The sequence below is a fragment of the Jeotgalibacillus haloalkalitolerans genome (assembly GCF_034427455.1).
GTDB lineage: Bacteria > Bacillota > Bacilli > Bacillales > Jeotgalibacillaceae > Jeotgalibacillus > Jeotgalibacillus haloalkalitolerans.
This window is the reverse complement of sequence record NZ_JAXQNN010000003.1, coordinates 199,415-214,492: the sequence shown is the minus strand read 5'-3', so window position 1 is coordinate 214,492 and position 15,078 is coordinate 199,415. Positions and strand designations below refer to the sequence as shown.

The following is a 15,078-nucleotide window of genomic DNA, read 5'->3' as shown; positions in this document are numbered from 1 at the left end:
TCCTGATTATATTATTTTTTTACGATCAGCATGCCTTTTTGTCCAGAGATATCAAGCGTTTCACCTTCCCTGTTCAAAAGATCAATCCTGTCTCTTTTAAAAGCTTTATCAATATACACATACAGATACCCTTCAGATTCTGCCTGTACAAATTCATTTTTATGACCTTCTTCAAATGCCAGCAGGCTGTATCCGCCCTGATTGTAATTAAATACAGCAATCGCGGGAGCCTGGTTGATCTCAAGTGCAAATACCGTTAAATCGCCATCAATCAATTGATCCACTTTTTGCACCTCTGGAAGCTCCTGATCCAGGCTGTAACCAGGACTCCGGATAAATCTGATCTCACGCCACAGCTCTTCCTGCTCCGGAGCGGCTTTATCTGTCCAGGTACCTGTCTGAATTACGTGACCATCCTGATCCACCTTCATGGTGACACCCATTTCCGGTGTACCTGCACGTGCAATATTAAATCTTCCGACCGTAACACCCTCTTCATATTTTTCCGGTCTTACACTGAAGGTTTCTTCCGGATAAGTTGCACCCAGATAAGCTATCATTTCACTATAGCGCTTGGCATGTGTCTGTTCTTTATAGACTGGATAATAGACATAACCAGCCGCGTAAACAATGATCAGCAGAATTGAGATTGACATTGCAGCCTTTCTTTTCTTTCTCAGTATCCCCCACGTGATCCCGATCAATAGCAGTACCGCCAATGCAATGATCATAAAATTGATATTTTCAGCCGGACTCAGTTGACTCCCCCCACCCTTTTTCTCACTACAAATGATTCCAATAAAGGGTATTATTCAATACAGCCGCTGAAATACCTTTTTTTGCATGTAAAATATTTCAATTGAATTTATGTAAAATAAAAACTGCCCTTACTCAGTTCCCACTGAATAAAGACAGTCTGTTGTTCATTATTTTTCTAAAGCAGCCTTATGCGTTGACGCTTTAGCAGATGATGTAAGTTCTTTTTCTTTCTTTACTGAGTTGAGATATGTGTAGAGAACGCCTACAAAGAACGCGCCTCCAACGATGTTACCAAGCGTGACGATCAGCACGTTTTCTACCGCTGCCTGTACAGTGACAAGTGCCGTGTGCGGTGCTGTCAGTGCGATTGAGAACAGTGCCATGTTTGCAATGCTATGTTCATATCCGGAAATAAAGAAGGTGAAGACAAATAAAATCATCAGTACAATTTTAGACATGTCATCCTTTACCTGAAGCGGAATCCATACAGCCAGACAGACAAGCCAGTTGGCAAGGATCGCTCTGAAGAACATCTCTGAATAAGGCAGGTTCATTTTCTTTTCAGCAGCCGTGATCAGATAAGATTCTGCCGGGTCCATTGTGGCAAAAAGTCCGGTCATCACAATGAGTCCTGTGAAAAATAAAATACCGACCAGATTCCCAAGGTAGCATGCGCCCCATACGCGCAGTGTGTCCATCCAGTTCGTCTTTTTCTTCATCGCGCCGACGACCATATACATCGTATTTGATGTAAAAAGCTCCGTTTTCCCATATAAAATTAAGCAAAATGCAACGCCAAAGAAGATTGCATTAATAAAATAAGTCGCCGGTGATGCTGCCTCGTAAAACGGCTGCGCCAGGCGGAATGCCATCACAACGGCCATTCCCACATACATGCCGGCAAGCATCGCACGTACTATATAATGATTTGGCTGCTCCTTCAGTAAGTCTCTTTTTAAAGTAGCGGCGCCTAATAATTTCTCAATTGTAGACTGTTCCATTCTTCACCATCCTGAATTCCATGTAAATTTTGTGATTCAATTCACAGATCAGTGTAAATGGGTAAGCGCTAACAGTACAATAGTGTTTTTTAATATTAGATTAATTAGTTAATTCAGCTTGATGATTGAGGCAGCCACCCGCTCTGCTGACCGGATCGCCCCTTCTAAATGCCCCCCGGATCCTGAAGATGTTTCTGTTCCGGCAAAGAATAATGTATGGTGCCAGGGATCTTTTACATCAAATGGACGCTGCGGTTGATACTGGGGGAAATCAGTCAGCGGCAGCGCATCTTCATCTGCTGCTGTATCAGTGTCTGTTGCCCAGTCCTTATACAATAAAGCAACCGGCTGTCCGGCTTCCCGACCATATAACCTCTCAAACTGATCCTTCACAAGGGTCTTTACTTTTTCTTCTCCTATTTCAAGCCGCTGTGCAGCTGTTAAGCTGAAAAAGCCAAACAGTGCACCGGGTCCTTTTTGCGGTGATGCATCATGAATTTCCTGAAGTGGTCCGATCCAGCTCATCGCCTGACCCGAAAGACCTTTTTCACGCCAGAAAGGACGATCATAAATTGAGATGATTTTTGCCTGCCCACCCATCCAGGTTGGCAGATCAGACAATCCGGTCAGCTCAGGTGAAAAGGAAATCCTTTTCAACAGGCGCGGGGGAAGTGCAAGTATGACTGAGGCTGCTTCATACGACACGTCCTCCTCATCTCCATTCACTGCATGAACGCTCACTTCATTTTTCTGATTCATTTCAATCTCAGTTACCGTTGTATTTAATTCCACTGTTTCGGCAGGGAGCGTCTTTGCGACTGCTTCGATCAGTGACTGCATGCCACCTTCAACGCGCTCCGACCGTTCAGCCGCATGAGCAGGCAGGGTATGTCGCTGTGCAGGGCTGTCAGCAGCCTGTTCAAATAACAGTTCACCTTTTGTGTGCTGGGTGAATGTTTTTAATCCGAGCTTTTTTATGAGCGCTGTAATGGCTGGCTCATGTTCCGGCCAAAACCAGGTTGGTCCCAGGTCAAACCTTGACCCTGCAGCCTCTTCAGACAGAACCCTTCCTCCGATTCTGTCTCTTGATTCGATCACTTTACACGTGATTCCATTGTCTGAAAGTAATGATGCCGTATATAAACCGCTTAACCCTGCTCCGACGATAAGTACTGGTTGATTCATGTTAAAATCTCCTGTCTGTTTAGATCATGGTTTAATTGTACTGACCGTTTTTCACTTAAACAATTAAGACGCTTTAATGAAGCAATATTCCGCCATTCTTTTGTCACGCCTTCCAAAGAAAACTATGCTACAATAATCACAAACTAATCTATTAGGAGGCGCATAAATGGGCAAAAGAATTTTACTTTTTGTTTTAACGAACATCCTTGTCATGACGACAATTGTGATCGTCTGGTCACTCATTGTTTCATATACAGGAATTAACGGTTCATTCCAGACAGGTGGACCAGGGCTTGGTATTGATTTCATTTCGCTGGGTGTATTCAGTTTAATTGTAGGTTTTGCAGGATCATTCATCTCGCTTGCAATGTCACGCATGATGGCTAAATGGATGATGAAGGTAAAGGTATTAGATCCGGATGGCAGCCTGACTGCACAGGAACGTGAGGTAGTTGAAAAGGTACACCGCTTTTCACGTGCTGCAGGCTTAACGCATATGCCGCAGGTCGGGATCTATCCGTCTCCTGAAGTCAACGCCTTTGCAACCGGTCCTTCTAAAAAGAAGTCACTTGTAGCGGTATCTCAGGGGCTTCTAGATAACATGGATGACGATGCAGTTGAAGGCGTCATCGCACACGAGGTGGCACACGTATCAAATGGAGATATGGTAACAATGACATTGCTTCAGGGTATCGTGAATACATTTGTTGTATTTCTGTCGCGTATCGTTGCGATCATACTCAGCCGCTTTGTCCGTGAAGATCTGCAGTTTGTGGTGCAGTTCGCAGCAATCATTATCTTCCAGATTCTATTCTCGATTCTCGGAAGCCTGGTTGTGAGTGCCTACTCAAGACACCGTGAATTCCATGCAGACCGTGGTGGCGGTGATTTAGCAGGTAATGATAAAATGGCGCACGCACTGCGTTCATTAAAAGCACAGGTTAACCGTACAAATGTAAAAGATCATACAGATGATTCAGCTGTTGCTACGATGAAAATCAGTGGTAAGGGCGGCGTAATGAGATTGTTCTCTACTCATCCGGATCTTGATGAGCGTATTGCACGTTTGGAACAGCGATAATTAGATTAGAAAGGAACCGCCTGGGATGGCGGTTCTTTTTTGTTTGGACTTAAAACGGGAACCGTGGCTACACTCAAAGTGGTCGATAGGACATCCATTTGAGTGGAACGCTACAAAAACGGCGTGAATTGCTACAGGTTTCCGGGTGTATCGCTACATACTCAGCCCTGATTACTACACCCCCAGCAAAAATAGCGACAAACGGCTGCTGCAGCCCTGCATGCATTTGGGAAACCAGGACTTAGTTTCTTAAATGCATTAAGAGGGTGTGGTGCGGCATTCGAAGTATGAGATTGAGACATCTGCTGGACGAACTGCTACAACCTAGCCGGGGATAGCGATAACCTCCCAGGTGTATCGCTACAACTCCAGTAACTATACCGACAATCACCACTTCTACTCCCTTCCCCACCAGCATATACTCTTCAGGTAATATGAATCCACAGGAGGGACAGCTATGTCTCAGCCGAATAACCCATTCAGACGTTTTCACACTCCATTCCGGGGAATGTTCGATCCATGCCCGCCGCTTGGTCCAAAAGTATATGTCGTACCGCCAAACTTATTTATCGGATTCCAGCCACCTGATTTCCCCCAGTTCCCACCTTTAGAAGCACTCAAAAAAGGCACGCTCTGGGAACCGTTTTTTGATTACTACGAGAGCCCCTATCGCGGATAAAGGAGGTTCACCCGATGGAAAGACAGCTGCCAAAAGAGTATTACACAAAGCTTGAGGCGATTCAGGCAATAGATTTTGTGATTTATGATCTGGTGCTCTACCTTAATACCCACCCTGATGATGCGCAGGCGATTCAGCAGTACAATTATTACAGTGCTTATAGCAGCAGACTGAAGACTGAATTTGAAGCGTGTTTTGGTCCGCTTCGTTTTGGAATGCCGACGCAGGAACTCCAGCACTGGGAATGGGCTGAATCCCCATGGCCATGGCAGGTCTAAGCACTTTATCCAGCTTCTGGCGCTACCTGCTCGAGTCATAAGCCACTGAACGATAAAGGGAAAGTTCGCCCTTTTTCGTTCCGCGTCTTATGCTTGTCGCAGCTGAGCAAGCGCCTTCCGCTTTTAATTAAGGAGGTATGCGATTTGTGGAGCTATGAAAAAAAGCTTATGTATCCTGTAAGAGTCAGTACATGTAACCCTACCCTTGCAAAATACTTAATGGAGCAATACGGCGGCGCTGATGGTGAACTCGCTGCTGCCCTTCGCTATATGAATCAGCGCTACACCATTCCGGATAAAGTGATCGGCGTGTTGAATGATATTGCGACAGAAGAATTTGCCCATCTTGAAATGATTGCAACAATGATTTACAAACAAATTAATTATAAAATGCAATCAATATACAAAAAGAAAAGGAAGCATTGGAGTGGATCAATCTCACACCTTGCTTCCTTATTATATTGCCATGTATTTTGTTTTGAGTAATCGTTGCACTAACTTTTCCACGTTCAATTCTCCATACACTTTCACGATCCCTACACCTTCAATCTTATGTTCCTCAATTGGTTCTTTTCCGCTCGTGTATTCATCAATGATAGTCTTCTCCATGTTGTCTCCCCCTCCATACAGGTTATGAGGACAAGAGATTGTCCTATTCGGAGTAACAACATCGAGAAAAATATGTGACTTTTCGTGGTCAACTTTCTTTTGTAATAGTAAAATGAAAATATTGGTATTAGAAGGAGGAAGAAATTTGGACTTTTTTAGTGATAATGAACTTGGAAAAAAAGAGTTAAATTCCGAAGAAATTAACTTTAATGTTTTTAATGCAATTGTAGGTATTTTCAACAGGTATGAACTTTGTTTTTGTAAACACTTCCCTATGTATAACGATAGAAGACAAATAATTGGTACAGATAGAAAAACATTAATAGCTGATATTAAAGGTTATATTCCTTCTTTTGAAGAATTTGGACAATTTGAGGAATGGAATTTTCCAAATAAATATTCTGTCTTGGATTTTGTTCAATATTGTTATTCTAAAATCTCAGATGTGTATTATGATGAGACTGACTTTTTTGGTAGAGATACATATATCACCATGAGCACAAATGAAAAGAAGGAAGCCTTTAGAAAAGAAGTCAACCAAATATTTGAAAGAAATCAAATTGTCTTTTACGTTGATGAAAATGGAAATATAAAGAGACAATTACCCATAGAAATGGGTAATTTAATAAACGATCTTCCAGTGAAAACTAATGATGATAATTTAAATGAATTAATAAAGTTGGCAATTGATAATATACACAAACCTGAAATAGAAAAAAGAACATTTGCCCTTGAAAAAATTTGGGACGCATATGAGAGAATGAAAACTTATTATGAAGGTATGAACAAACGAAACTCAGCAAATACATTGATTGAAGAAGTTGCTCGTGGTACTAACAACTTTGATGAAGTATTGGAAGCTGAATTTCGATCTTTAACGGATATAGGGAATAAGTTTCAAATTAGGCACTTTGAAAGAGGTAAGATAAAAGTAAACGACAAAAAACATGTTGATTACCTTTTCTTTAGAATGATTGCATTAATTTCGTTGTGTTTGAATGAATTAAACACATAAAAAAAAGAGGAGCCAATTAAGGTTCCTCTTTGCTTCATGTTGTTGATTTCATTTGAGTTTCTTCATAATATCCCACGGTCAACTCTGTTTTCATTGTCTCCAACAATTCTTTTCTTAATTTATCAAGTGTGTCTTTATGTACTTTAATTTTGTTACGTATTTCCTTCCTCTCTTTTGGTTCAACTTCTTGTCTATACCAATCATGGTCTAAAAGCAATTCTCTTTGTTTCTTCACTATTTCTTCACCAATCTTTTTAACGTCTTCTGATTGATAAAGTAATGATTCGCTAAACAATCTGTATGCGTCAATTCTTAATTGATCCGCTTCATAAAACTTTTCATTTTGTATAAGAGTGTGTAATTCTTTTTGCATTTTTTGTTTATCGGTTTCCCAAAGAGAAAGAATTCTATTTTTATCAACCTCTAAAAGTTCGTGTTTACTTAAATAATTTTCTAAATCAGTTTTTGAGTATTCCACAAATGAAGGATATTCTTGGAACCAACTTGTTACATTTAAAATTGAATCTGTTGACTTGTATAACAACCCGTATAACCTTGGATAAGTTTCATGTTTCTTGGTGGTGAATAGTTGGAAGTCATGAACCTTCCTTTGTGAGTCAAATAATAAATTACTCTTGAACGCTTCAATATTTCTACTTAAAAAATGTCGATATAATGCCAATATACCTGCAGTTGTAATCCCACTTGTCAGGATTGTTGTAAGAATATCATTCATTAGATATTTCCTTTCTTATTGAGAGGCTTTCTTCTTCACGTCTTCAAGTCTCTTTTTAAAGCGTTCCAACTTTGGTTGTCGATCCGCTCTTTCATTGCTTACCTTACTTTCAAAGACATTGATAGCTTTCTCTAAAACTTCATTTTCCTTATCGAACGCTTTTTCTTTTCGGTAAATGATTGCAAGCCGATCATACGGGTGGTTTCCTTCAAAACCTTCATTTACGTTTAGATGATATAATTCTTTAGCTTCCTCAAGCTTACCTTGACTCTCTAACTCTTTCCCTTGAAGGTTTCTCTCCACTTGAGTATTGAAGTTTGATTCATTATTTTCAATTTTTTGCGGTTCACTTTCTTTTTTACTTTTGATCCCAAATAATCTCTTTAACATAACACCAACTCCTTTTTATTTCATTTGTTTTGATTTCACCCATAGTTCACCAAAGTCATAATTACTTCTTGGATCATGTTCCATATCTATGAATGTTTCTCTCACATTCACCAGCGCTTTATCAATGAGGCTATTGAAGAACTTAATAGGATAAGAGATTTTCCAAACTTCCCATTCACCGTTCTTCCCCATCTTTGTGAAATGAACATAGTGAGGATAGTCAGTACCGTCAAACAACTCCATTGCACCTTTTGACCTTGCTTCATGCACTAAAGCATTGCGATATTTCCATAAGAGGTTTACGTGTGTAAGATTGTGTATATCCACACCATTTATCGTAGTTTCATTATTTGGCATTAGTGCTTTGATTTCTTCAAGAGTTGAGTCACAACTAAATGGAACTGGACTTGCAGGAGGATAGTCTTGTAACCCATTAAGTACATGTATCTTTAGATCACGAAATTCTTGAGACGGTTTTCCTTCCTTGAAAACTAAAAATAATTGTTGAAGACTCACTCGTTCTGCTTCTTCCCATTCACAAAACTCCAAGATGAATTTCTTGAACCTATCTGCATTACGGTATCTATCACCATACACTCCATTTGAGATCGTCTCTAACAAACTAAAGAGCAAGGTCTTTTGGTGATTCTTCAAAAGCCGTTCTCCTTGAAGCTGATTTATTGAATCTTGTATTTCTCTCATTGCGTTTATGTATGAATCAATGTCCTCTATTAAATTCATTACAAGACCTCCATATATTTCCTCATATTTAAAGTTTATCTTACAAATTACCTAAATCCAATAAAAATCCTTACATAATATATACAAAAAAAAGAGACCATAATGGTCTCATATAAAGAAATTTGCTATTGACTCTAAAAACTCTTTGATTCTTGAAATCTTATCATCAGTCAACTGCAGCGTAGCAATAACAATTGCTAATACAGACAATAATGAAGTAGACACAGTCAGCCAAAAAGTTCTTGTTCTTAAAGAATTGTTGGTTTTCAATTCAAGCAACTTAACTGTATCATCAATAATTTTAGCGAAATTCAAGGATAAGGTATCTGTTTTTCCAACTAAAAAGATTGTGTTATCAACAATGACTTTTCCAAAAGGTTTATGATTTGCTCTTTTTATTGCTGGTTCAAATTCATTCAAATTACTTGTGATTTTACCCTTTATCCACTCAAATTCATCGTTTCCCATTTCATTCTTAAACCGCTTCAGTATCTGAAGATTTTGCTCAAGTTCATATCTGATATTTATCAGCTTATTGTAATTTGGATTTTCTTTCTTAATTGATTTAAATGTTTTTTCTTGTTGCTTTGCTATTTTTTTGCTCAGACTAAGAGTGAAGTCTCTCATAACCATAATAGGAAACAAATGCAATGCCAGTTCTTTTATACGATATTCTAACTGAAAATCGAGACTGTGAAACATATCATCTTTAGGTACTTCATTATTACAAGCAAATTTAATAGAACTATCAATAGTATCCCTATCATTTACAAATAACTGCCAATAACCATCTTTAGATATTTCATGTAAATAATTATTTCTCATACCTATTGATTCCCAAAATTCATTTTTTGTTGATTTTAATTCACATGAATTTTGATTTATTTTATACACTTCAATACTAGGAGGAATTAACTTATTTATAGTAAAATACATATCGAAATATTTGCTGATTTCTTTTAAAGTTCGCCATTTTAATTCTAATAAGAAATCTTCAACCATTTGTTCTTTAGCGATTATATTAGAAGGAGTTGTGGAACCCCAAGAGCTAAAGAAATATTTGAATTTAGGTGTGAGAACGGTTTCTTCTTCTACGTTTTTTTCAATCAGTTCCTTGTACTCTTTGTGAAAATTATCAGAGGGCTCAATAATAAATTCAATAATTATTGAAGATGAAGAAATTTGTGAGCCATTTACACTTATTCGCTTTACAAACTTACTCAATTCATGTTCTTTATCAATTTCAAGAAAGCCAAACCTGCTCCAACGAGTTCCATGAATACTTTCTTTAACTTTACGACAAAAGTCATCTATTCTTGAAATATCGTTTGTATTAAATCTTTTTGGAGCAAAGTTCTTAAAAATTTTTTTCAGCCCTTTATTAAGTTTGTCGATATTTTCAATTGGAATATATTCAGCAACATACATTGAAACTAAATTTACTTCTACACCTGAAGGAATATTATTTGTCCATAAGCTTCCCCCTTTATATTCGATATCAATTCTCAATCTATTTATTGATTGTGGAACAAACCTTCTCTTTGCATTGTAATCATCATTAAGCGGAATCTTCCTAATCCAAGGAACAACTAGCCTTGTAAATTTCTTTTGTGCTTTTTCTTTTAGCGAAAATCGTTTTCTGCTATATGGATTTTTTATCTCTATCATTACAAATCCCCTTGTATATATCGTTATTCTGAACAAATTCAACATATTACTTCATTTTCCCTTTTTTATCCTACCATTGATTCTAGGTAATAGAGAATAAATCCACACACCTGATAATTGAACATAAATATCCATAATAGGAACAAACCGTTTTCAAAACCAACAAAGTGATCCTTATTCATTACGATTATTTAAATTATTGTGAGATTTCTACAATGTTATAGGACTCCATAAAATCAAAGTCATACTTGAATAAACGCTTTTTTGATCCCTGAATCAACCTAAAAGAATAAGTTACAGTTTTTATTCGCTCAATTATGTATGTTGTAGTTCCCGCCTAATTTTTCGTTTTTTTTAACGACTTAAATTTAAATTTGTAGAAAGTGTAAAAGCTTGTGGCTTCATTCCACATTTTCACTGTTTTGATTGGATACATGAAAAAGAGGGAGGGAGAATTAATCTCCCCAAATCGTAATCATAATTTTTTCTTGAAATAGTTCACGGTTTTTCACTTGAAAAGAAATGTTATCTCGTGCGTATAATAATTTATCTAAAATAAGGAGGTCTCTTTGTGGATTAATGTTTGTATATTTCCCGTCAATATGGAACATTGAGAACTCCGTGTGCAAGCGTCCCTCACGTTTGATCCATTTAATATACAACGGCTCTTCCAATGGAAGCTCTAAAATTGAGATTTCTAAACCTTTCACAACAACTTCAAACACATGTTTTCTCATTCACTTTCACTCCTTTCATTATCTTTTTGCAAGAACACATTCATAAAAAAGTTTGTTTTGGCGTGATCCGTTTATCATCATTAGTAGTTGGCAGACTAATAATAATGGCATGAAGACCTCAACTCCTTCTCGTGGCATGTAAACCAACGCAAAAAGGACAAGGAGAGTTAATCCAATTTCTCCAAGTCCATTTCAATGATCTCTCTTTTCTTAGCTTCAAGGTCATATTGTTCTTCTTGTTTAACCGTCACACTCATTTCATTCTTGTACATACCTTTTGATTTCAACACCATTTCCATGACCTTGATTTTATTGGATTCACTATGAGATTTCTTTAGAATCTTTCTCATTTCCCTAACGGTGTCTTGCCACAATTCTTCAAACATAAGGTCATTCAAATGTGACATATAACGTTTTGACTCATCTTTTCTCAAGATAGCGTAAATACGTGCTCTTGTGAGTCCAAATTGATCCGCAATTTCGTCACTTGTCATTCCACTTGTTTCTTTAACCGTGTATAGAAAACAGATCATTCTATCTCTATGACTCAAATTGAATCCAGGAGAATCCAATGGAACTCCTTCAAATTGTTCAAGACCTTCATGAATTTCACTCAATTGTGGGAGTGAATCGTCATACTCAAATTTCTTTACCCACTTATTCAAGTTGCTTCCTCCTTTCTCATTTACAAATTAAAAGAGAACCCTTTAAGCGTCAGGGTTCCCGTTGTCATTGTCTTTTCCTTCTTGTGCTTCAATGTGCCGTTTAATATATCCAATGCGGATTTTTAACATATGAGGGAGGGAGTCAATGTCTTCTCTCAATGCAAGTTCTCTTTCTTCTTCCGTGAGTTCAATTGTTTCATTCTCCACGGTTTCTACTTGCTTTCCTCCTTGTGTTTCTTCTCCATATGCTTCCGCTAATAATTCACGGGCGGTTTTCTCACTCATGTTATTTTCCACCTTTCTTTTTACATTTCTTTTCATAGAAATTATGAAGTTTCTTGTCTTTCTTTGTTTGTTTCTTCATACGGTCAAGCAATTCCTCAACCGTTTCTCCTTCACGTTTTACAATCTTCATTTTATTTCTTCAACTCCCGTAATTTCTTTTGTGCTTGTGTTGAATCAAGTTCAATTTCTCCCGTTTCCTTGAACAAACGATATGAGAAGTTTTGTTGGTCTTCACGTCCAAATAAAGTTGAGTAGTCATCAGAAGAAACCATGTGAGAAGGGAGGTTCTTTCTCCCGTAACCCGTTTCGATGGAAAGAGTCTTTTCCGTATATTGTCCACGTGGAAGCATTTTTGCGTTTCCATATTCAAGAATGAACTCATTCACTTCTTCAAGTTCTTGTGCGTTCTTGGAGCGGTTTTTCTTCACCGTCTTTTCAATTTCCACTAGATACATATATTTCTTTTTCAAAAGGTCTTGGATCACTTTTTGTTGATCCTCTTTCAACTTTTTCTCCATTTGCGATCGGATTTCAACCGCTTCAAAGACAAGAACCTTTGTTTTTTCTTCCTTCTCCTTTTCCAATTCTTCTTTAAAATCGTTCAAGGAGTTGACGGAATCCCACAACTCTTTTTCTTCTTTATCAAGTTTGAAAATTTCTTCTTTGTTCTTTGCAAAATCTTTTTTCATAAGGGAATAACGTTCTTGACGTTTTTCATGTGCTTGTGATTTCAACATTTTCACTTGAAGTTCAATGTCTTCTCCCGTGGCTTGAAGTTTATCCATTTCTTTTTGAATATCTTGTAATCGTTTTTTACTCATTTCCATTCTCCTTTTCTTTCAAAAATTTATAAGCCATTTCCACAATCAATTTTCTTTGTTGATCCGTGTAAGCGGAATGATATTTCTCAATGAACATTCCAATGGTTTTTAATCTTTGTGAAGTCATTTCAACATTCCTCGTTTCTTTGCAAGTTCAAGGATTTCAACAACGTTGATCTCCATTGCATTCAATTTGTATTTCACAAGTTCATCAAGTTTGTCACTCACGTCATAGGAGTCTTTTCCATTGCTTTCAGTACGTGATAAGTGACCTTTTGAAACTCCCAAAATATCCGCAAACTCTTGTTGCTGCAATCCAAGAATAAGACGAACAGCTTTCAATTCTTTTTTGTTCATTTTTCTTTTCAATTTTCTCAACTCCTTATTGAATGTAATATTTATTTTTACATTAAGAACAAAGGAGAAAGTGGAACCGTTTTAGGTTCCTTCGCTCTCTCTTTGCCAACTTTCATGAGGTCTTCATGATTACAAAGGGAATAACTTTCCCTACTTTTAAAGGCTTCTATACGTGTGGTTTTACAACCCTACCTTTAGACAAAGAAATCCCCAAGCCTTAAATGAGCAAGAGGATTGTCACAATACATATTGAAAATTGTTATAGAAGATAGGATCAAAAAACCAATTCCACCGTGGTTCCTTGTTCCGCTCTCAAATCTCTTTCATACTTTCCAAGGTCTTTCTCATACTTTTTCATTTTTGCTTTCTTTACAAATGCAGGTAGTCCTTCAAGGTTTGGTTCTTGTGGACGTTCCAACTTTTTCTCCCTTGGTTGGTCGTCCTTTTTCTCTTTTTCTAACATTGCGAAATAGTCAGGCCCACTAATTGGAGTCTTTTCTTGATCTTGCGGAAGGTCTTGAGAAGGCTCCTCTTTTTTTGTTTCTTTACGAAAAGTCTCAGAAACAGTTCCTGGAGCGGTATGAGGTTCTTGAGGAAGATTGGTCTCTTGTGGTTCTTGAGAGGGTTCAGAGGAATCAGAAACAGCGTCTAGTGGCTCCACGTGAAGAACAACTTCACTAGGTGCTTTCACAAAAGCAACTTGATATTTGTTCATTTCTTGACGTTTAGAATCTTGTAATCTTTCACCACTTTTCTTGTGGATCATACCTTTCATTAGCAGTTCTTCCACAATGTCAAATGCTTTCCCTCTTGAAGTCTCAAGGAGTTCCATAATACGAGAATATGACAATAAACATTCTCCGTTCATGTGGTCAAATCGGTAAATGTAAACTAATAACATGAACTCATGAGGGTTCATTGCTTTTTCAAGAATCTCCATTGGAATGAGATCATAATTTCCTCCAATGTGTGGGAAAGTGATCCGCAAGTATTCCTCTTGTTGATCCACCACAATTACACCTTTTTGAACAAGGTTTGAAATGATTGACTTGATCTCCTTCTTGTTATCAGACTTCCTAGACTTGAATGACACAAAGCATGAAAGCATGTCAATTGTTGTATCGAGATTTCCAAAATAGGATACTCGTGATTTCATTTGAGCGAACAAGAATAATTCCTTGGGACTCATTTTATTTTCATTCCTCGGATCAATATGTTTTGAATTAATTTTTACAGCATACTTCACAATAATTCTCTCCTTTTTATGATATTTGGTTCTCGAAGACTTTGACTCGATCTAATAACTCTCCATACACACGATTCAATTCTTTTTGAACTCGGGTTGAAATATTTCGTTCTCCACGAATAATTTGATTTATATAGACTTGAGAAATTCCAAGACGTTTACTCAATTCGGTTTGTGAAAGGTTAAATGCTTTCAACATTGCTTCAATCTTTTCTACCGTAAAATGAATTTTCATATCCACAATCTCTCCTTTGTATTGGGTTTAATAGCTAATACTTCAAAAGAAAAACACGAGTGCGTCCACCCGTGCTTTGGAGAAAAGAAGTATGCTATTTCCTAATTATATAGATTGGCTATGCTATTAATTTTACAACCTCCACAAGATGAGGTGCGGAATAATCATTAATACCAGTATCTTTAATTCAGTTCCACAAAGTTCCGCCGATCTTTAACCAGTTTATTTTAATTAATTATTGTGGAATCTTTTAAATAATATTATCTATTTTGTGGGTACTGTGTTCCGTCAGGAATTAATTCTTTAGAATTACCGCACTATATACTGTTTCTGTTATTTAAGTATTGTACTGTTATTTAGGTATTGTTCTCTGTCTATTTTCGTGTAAAAATGTGCGAAAAAATGAACAGTGTGTTCATATACATGTAAAAACTTACGTTAAAATGAACACCCTATTCATATACATGTAACTTCTTACATTATTTTTTACTAGTCAATTTTCATGTAACTTTCTACATTATTTTTTACTAGCTACTCCTTGGCGGTTACCAAAGAGAAGGAATAAGAGAGTTCTATGTGTGTAAGGAAAC

Annotated in this window: 20 protein-coding genes and 1 pseudogene; 5 read left to right on the top strand and 16 right to left on the bottom strand. The window is 37.3% G+C overall.

What is annotated here, in order from left to right:
• Positions 1-11 precede the first annotated feature (11 nt).
• The 3 genes from UFB30_RS11210 to UFB30_RS11200 form a co-directional block, all read right to left on the bottom strand.
• Positions 12-731: a hypothetical protein gene (locus tag UFB30_RS11210; protein ID WP_322421784.1), complete on the bottom strand. Its 720-nt coding sequence runs from the start codon at positions 729-731 to the stop codon at positions 12-14.
• Positions 732-926: 195 nt separating this feature from the next.
• Complete coding sequence (locus tag UFB30_RS11205) at positions 927-1,760, bottom strand: formate/nitrite transporter family protein (RefSeq protein WP_322421783.1); 834 nt, start codon at positions 1,758-1,760, stop codon at positions 927-929.
• Between the two features lie 108 nt (positions 1,761-1,868).
• Entirely contained in the window at positions 1,869-2,945 is a 1,077-nt protein-coding gene (locus UFB30_RS11200) for a flavin monoamine oxidase family protein (RefSeq protein WP_322421782.1), read from the bottom strand.
• A 166-nt stretch (positions 2,946-3,111) separates the two neighbouring features.
• Here UFB30_RS11200 and htpX point away from each other — a divergent pair, with 166 nt between their 5' ends.
• The 4 genes and pseudogenes from htpX to UFB30_RS11180 form a co-directional block, all read left to right on the top strand.
• Positions 3,112-4,026 carry a protease HtpX gene (gene htpX / locus UFB30_RS11195; protein ID WP_322421781.1) on the top strand — a complete coding sequence of 305 codons (915 nt, stop codon included), beginning with the start codon at positions 3,112-3,114 and terminating at the stop codon, positions 4,024-4,026.
• A 457-nt stretch (positions 4,027-4,483) separates the two neighbouring features.
• Positions 4,484-4,705 (top strand): spore coat associated protein CotJA, encoded by a 222-nt coding sequence (locus tag UFB30_RS11190; protein WP_322421780.1) that lies wholly within the window; start codon positions 4,484-4,486, stop codon positions 4,703-4,705.
• A gap of 14 nt (positions 4,706-4,719) precedes the next feature.
• Positions 4,720-4,983 (top strand): spore coat protein CotJB, encoded by a 264-nt coding sequence (locus tag UFB30_RS11185; protein ID WP_322421779.1) that lies wholly within the window; start codon positions 4,720-4,722, stop codon positions 4,981-4,983.
• Between the two features lie 144 nt (positions 4,984-5,127).
• A pseudogene (locus UFB30_RS11180) lies at positions 5,128-5,358 on the top strand (manganese catalase family protein); the annotation flags it as partial.
• An 81-nt stretch (positions 5,359-5,439) separates the two neighbouring features.
• On the opposite strand, the gene UFB30_RS11175 reads toward UFB30_RS11180, so the two are convergent.
• Entirely contained in the window at positions 5,440-5,592 is a 153-nt protein-coding gene (locus UFB30_RS11175; RefSeq protein WP_322421778.1) for a hypothetical protein, read from the bottom strand.
• Positions 5,593-5,737: 145 nt separating this feature from the next.
• Here UFB30_RS11175 and UFB30_RS11170 point away from each other — a divergent pair, with 145 nt between their 5' ends.
• Complete coding sequence (locus UFB30_RS11170; RefSeq protein WP_322421777.1) at positions 5,738-6,607, top strand: hypothetical protein; 870 nt, start codon at positions 5,738-5,740, stop codon at positions 6,605-6,607.
• A 34-nt stretch (positions 6,608-6,641) separates the two neighbouring features.
• Here the strand turns inward: UFB30_RS11170 and UFB30_RS11165 are convergent, their stop codons facing one another.
• From UFB30_RS11165 to UFB30_RS11110, 12 genes are all read right to left on the bottom strand, one after another.
• The gene (locus UFB30_RS11165; protein ID WP_322421776.1) at positions 6,642-7,343 is read right to left on the bottom strand and encodes a hypothetical protein; all 702 of its coding nucleotides are present in this window, start codon (positions 7,341-7,343) and stop codon (positions 6,642-6,644) included.
• Between the two features lie 15 nt (positions 7,344-7,358).
• Positions 7,359-7,733 carry a hypothetical protein gene (locus UFB30_RS11160; protein ID WP_322421775.1) on the bottom strand — a complete coding sequence of 125 codons (375 nt, stop codon included), beginning with the start codon at positions 7,731-7,733 and terminating at the stop codon, positions 7,359-7,361.
• A gap of 15 nt (positions 7,734-7,748) precedes the next feature.
• Complete coding sequence (locus UFB30_RS11155) at positions 7,749-8,474, bottom strand: hypothetical protein (RefSeq protein ID WP_322421774.1); 726 nt, start codon at positions 8,472-8,474, stop codon at positions 7,749-7,751.
• A 108-nt stretch (positions 8,475-8,582) separates the two neighbouring features.
• Complete coding sequence (locus UFB30_RS11150; RefSeq protein ID WP_322421773.1) at positions 8,583-10,142, bottom strand: hypothetical protein; 1,560 nt, start codon at positions 10,140-10,142, stop codon at positions 8,583-8,585.
• A gap of 455 nt (positions 10,143-10,597) precedes the next feature.
• Complete coding sequence (locus tag UFB30_RS11145; protein WP_322421772.1) at positions 10,598-10,879, bottom strand: hypothetical protein; 282 nt, start codon at positions 10,877-10,879, stop codon at positions 10,598-10,600.
• Between the two features lie 167 nt (positions 10,880-11,046).
• On the bottom strand, positions 11,047-11,544 hold the full coding sequence (locus UFB30_RS11140) for a helix-turn-helix transcriptional regulator (RefSeq protein WP_322421771.1): 498 nt from the start codon (positions 11,542-11,544) through the stop codon (positions 11,047-11,049).
• Between the two features lie 42 nt (positions 11,545-11,586).
• Entirely contained in the window at positions 11,587-11,829 is a 243-nt protein-coding gene (locus UFB30_RS11135) for a hypothetical protein (protein WP_322421770.1), read from the bottom strand.
• A gap of 1 nt (position 11,830) precedes the next feature.
• A complete protein-coding gene (locus tag UFB30_RS11130) occupies positions 11,831-11,959 on the bottom strand; it encodes a hypothetical protein (protein WP_322421769.1) in 129 nt (42 codons plus the stop codon).
• A 1-nt stretch (position 11,960) separates the two neighbouring features.
• On the bottom strand, positions 11,961-12,650 hold the full coding sequence (locus UFB30_RS11125) for a hypothetical protein (RefSeq protein ID WP_322421768.1): 690 nt from the start codon (positions 12,648-12,650) through the stop codon (positions 11,961-11,963).
• 123 nt (positions 12,651-12,773) lie between these two features.
• Positions 12,774-13,019, bottom strand: a complete 246-nt coding sequence (locus UFB30_RS11120) for a helix-turn-helix domain-containing protein (RefSeq protein ID WP_322421767.1) — start codon at positions 13,017-13,019, stop codon at positions 12,774-12,776.
• Between the two features lie 262 nt (positions 13,020-13,281).
• On the bottom strand, positions 13,282-14,253 hold the full coding sequence (locus tag UFB30_RS11115; RefSeq protein WP_322421766.1) for a hypothetical protein: 972 nt from the start codon (positions 14,251-14,253) through the stop codon (positions 13,282-13,284).
• A gap of 16 nt (positions 14,254-14,269) precedes the next feature.
• Positions 14,270-14,488 carry a helix-turn-helix transcriptional regulator gene (locus UFB30_RS11110; protein WP_322421765.1) on the bottom strand — a complete coding sequence of 73 codons (219 nt, stop codon included), beginning with the start codon at positions 14,486-14,488 and terminating at the stop codon, positions 14,270-14,272.
• Positions 14,489-15,078 lie beyond the last annotated feature (590 nt).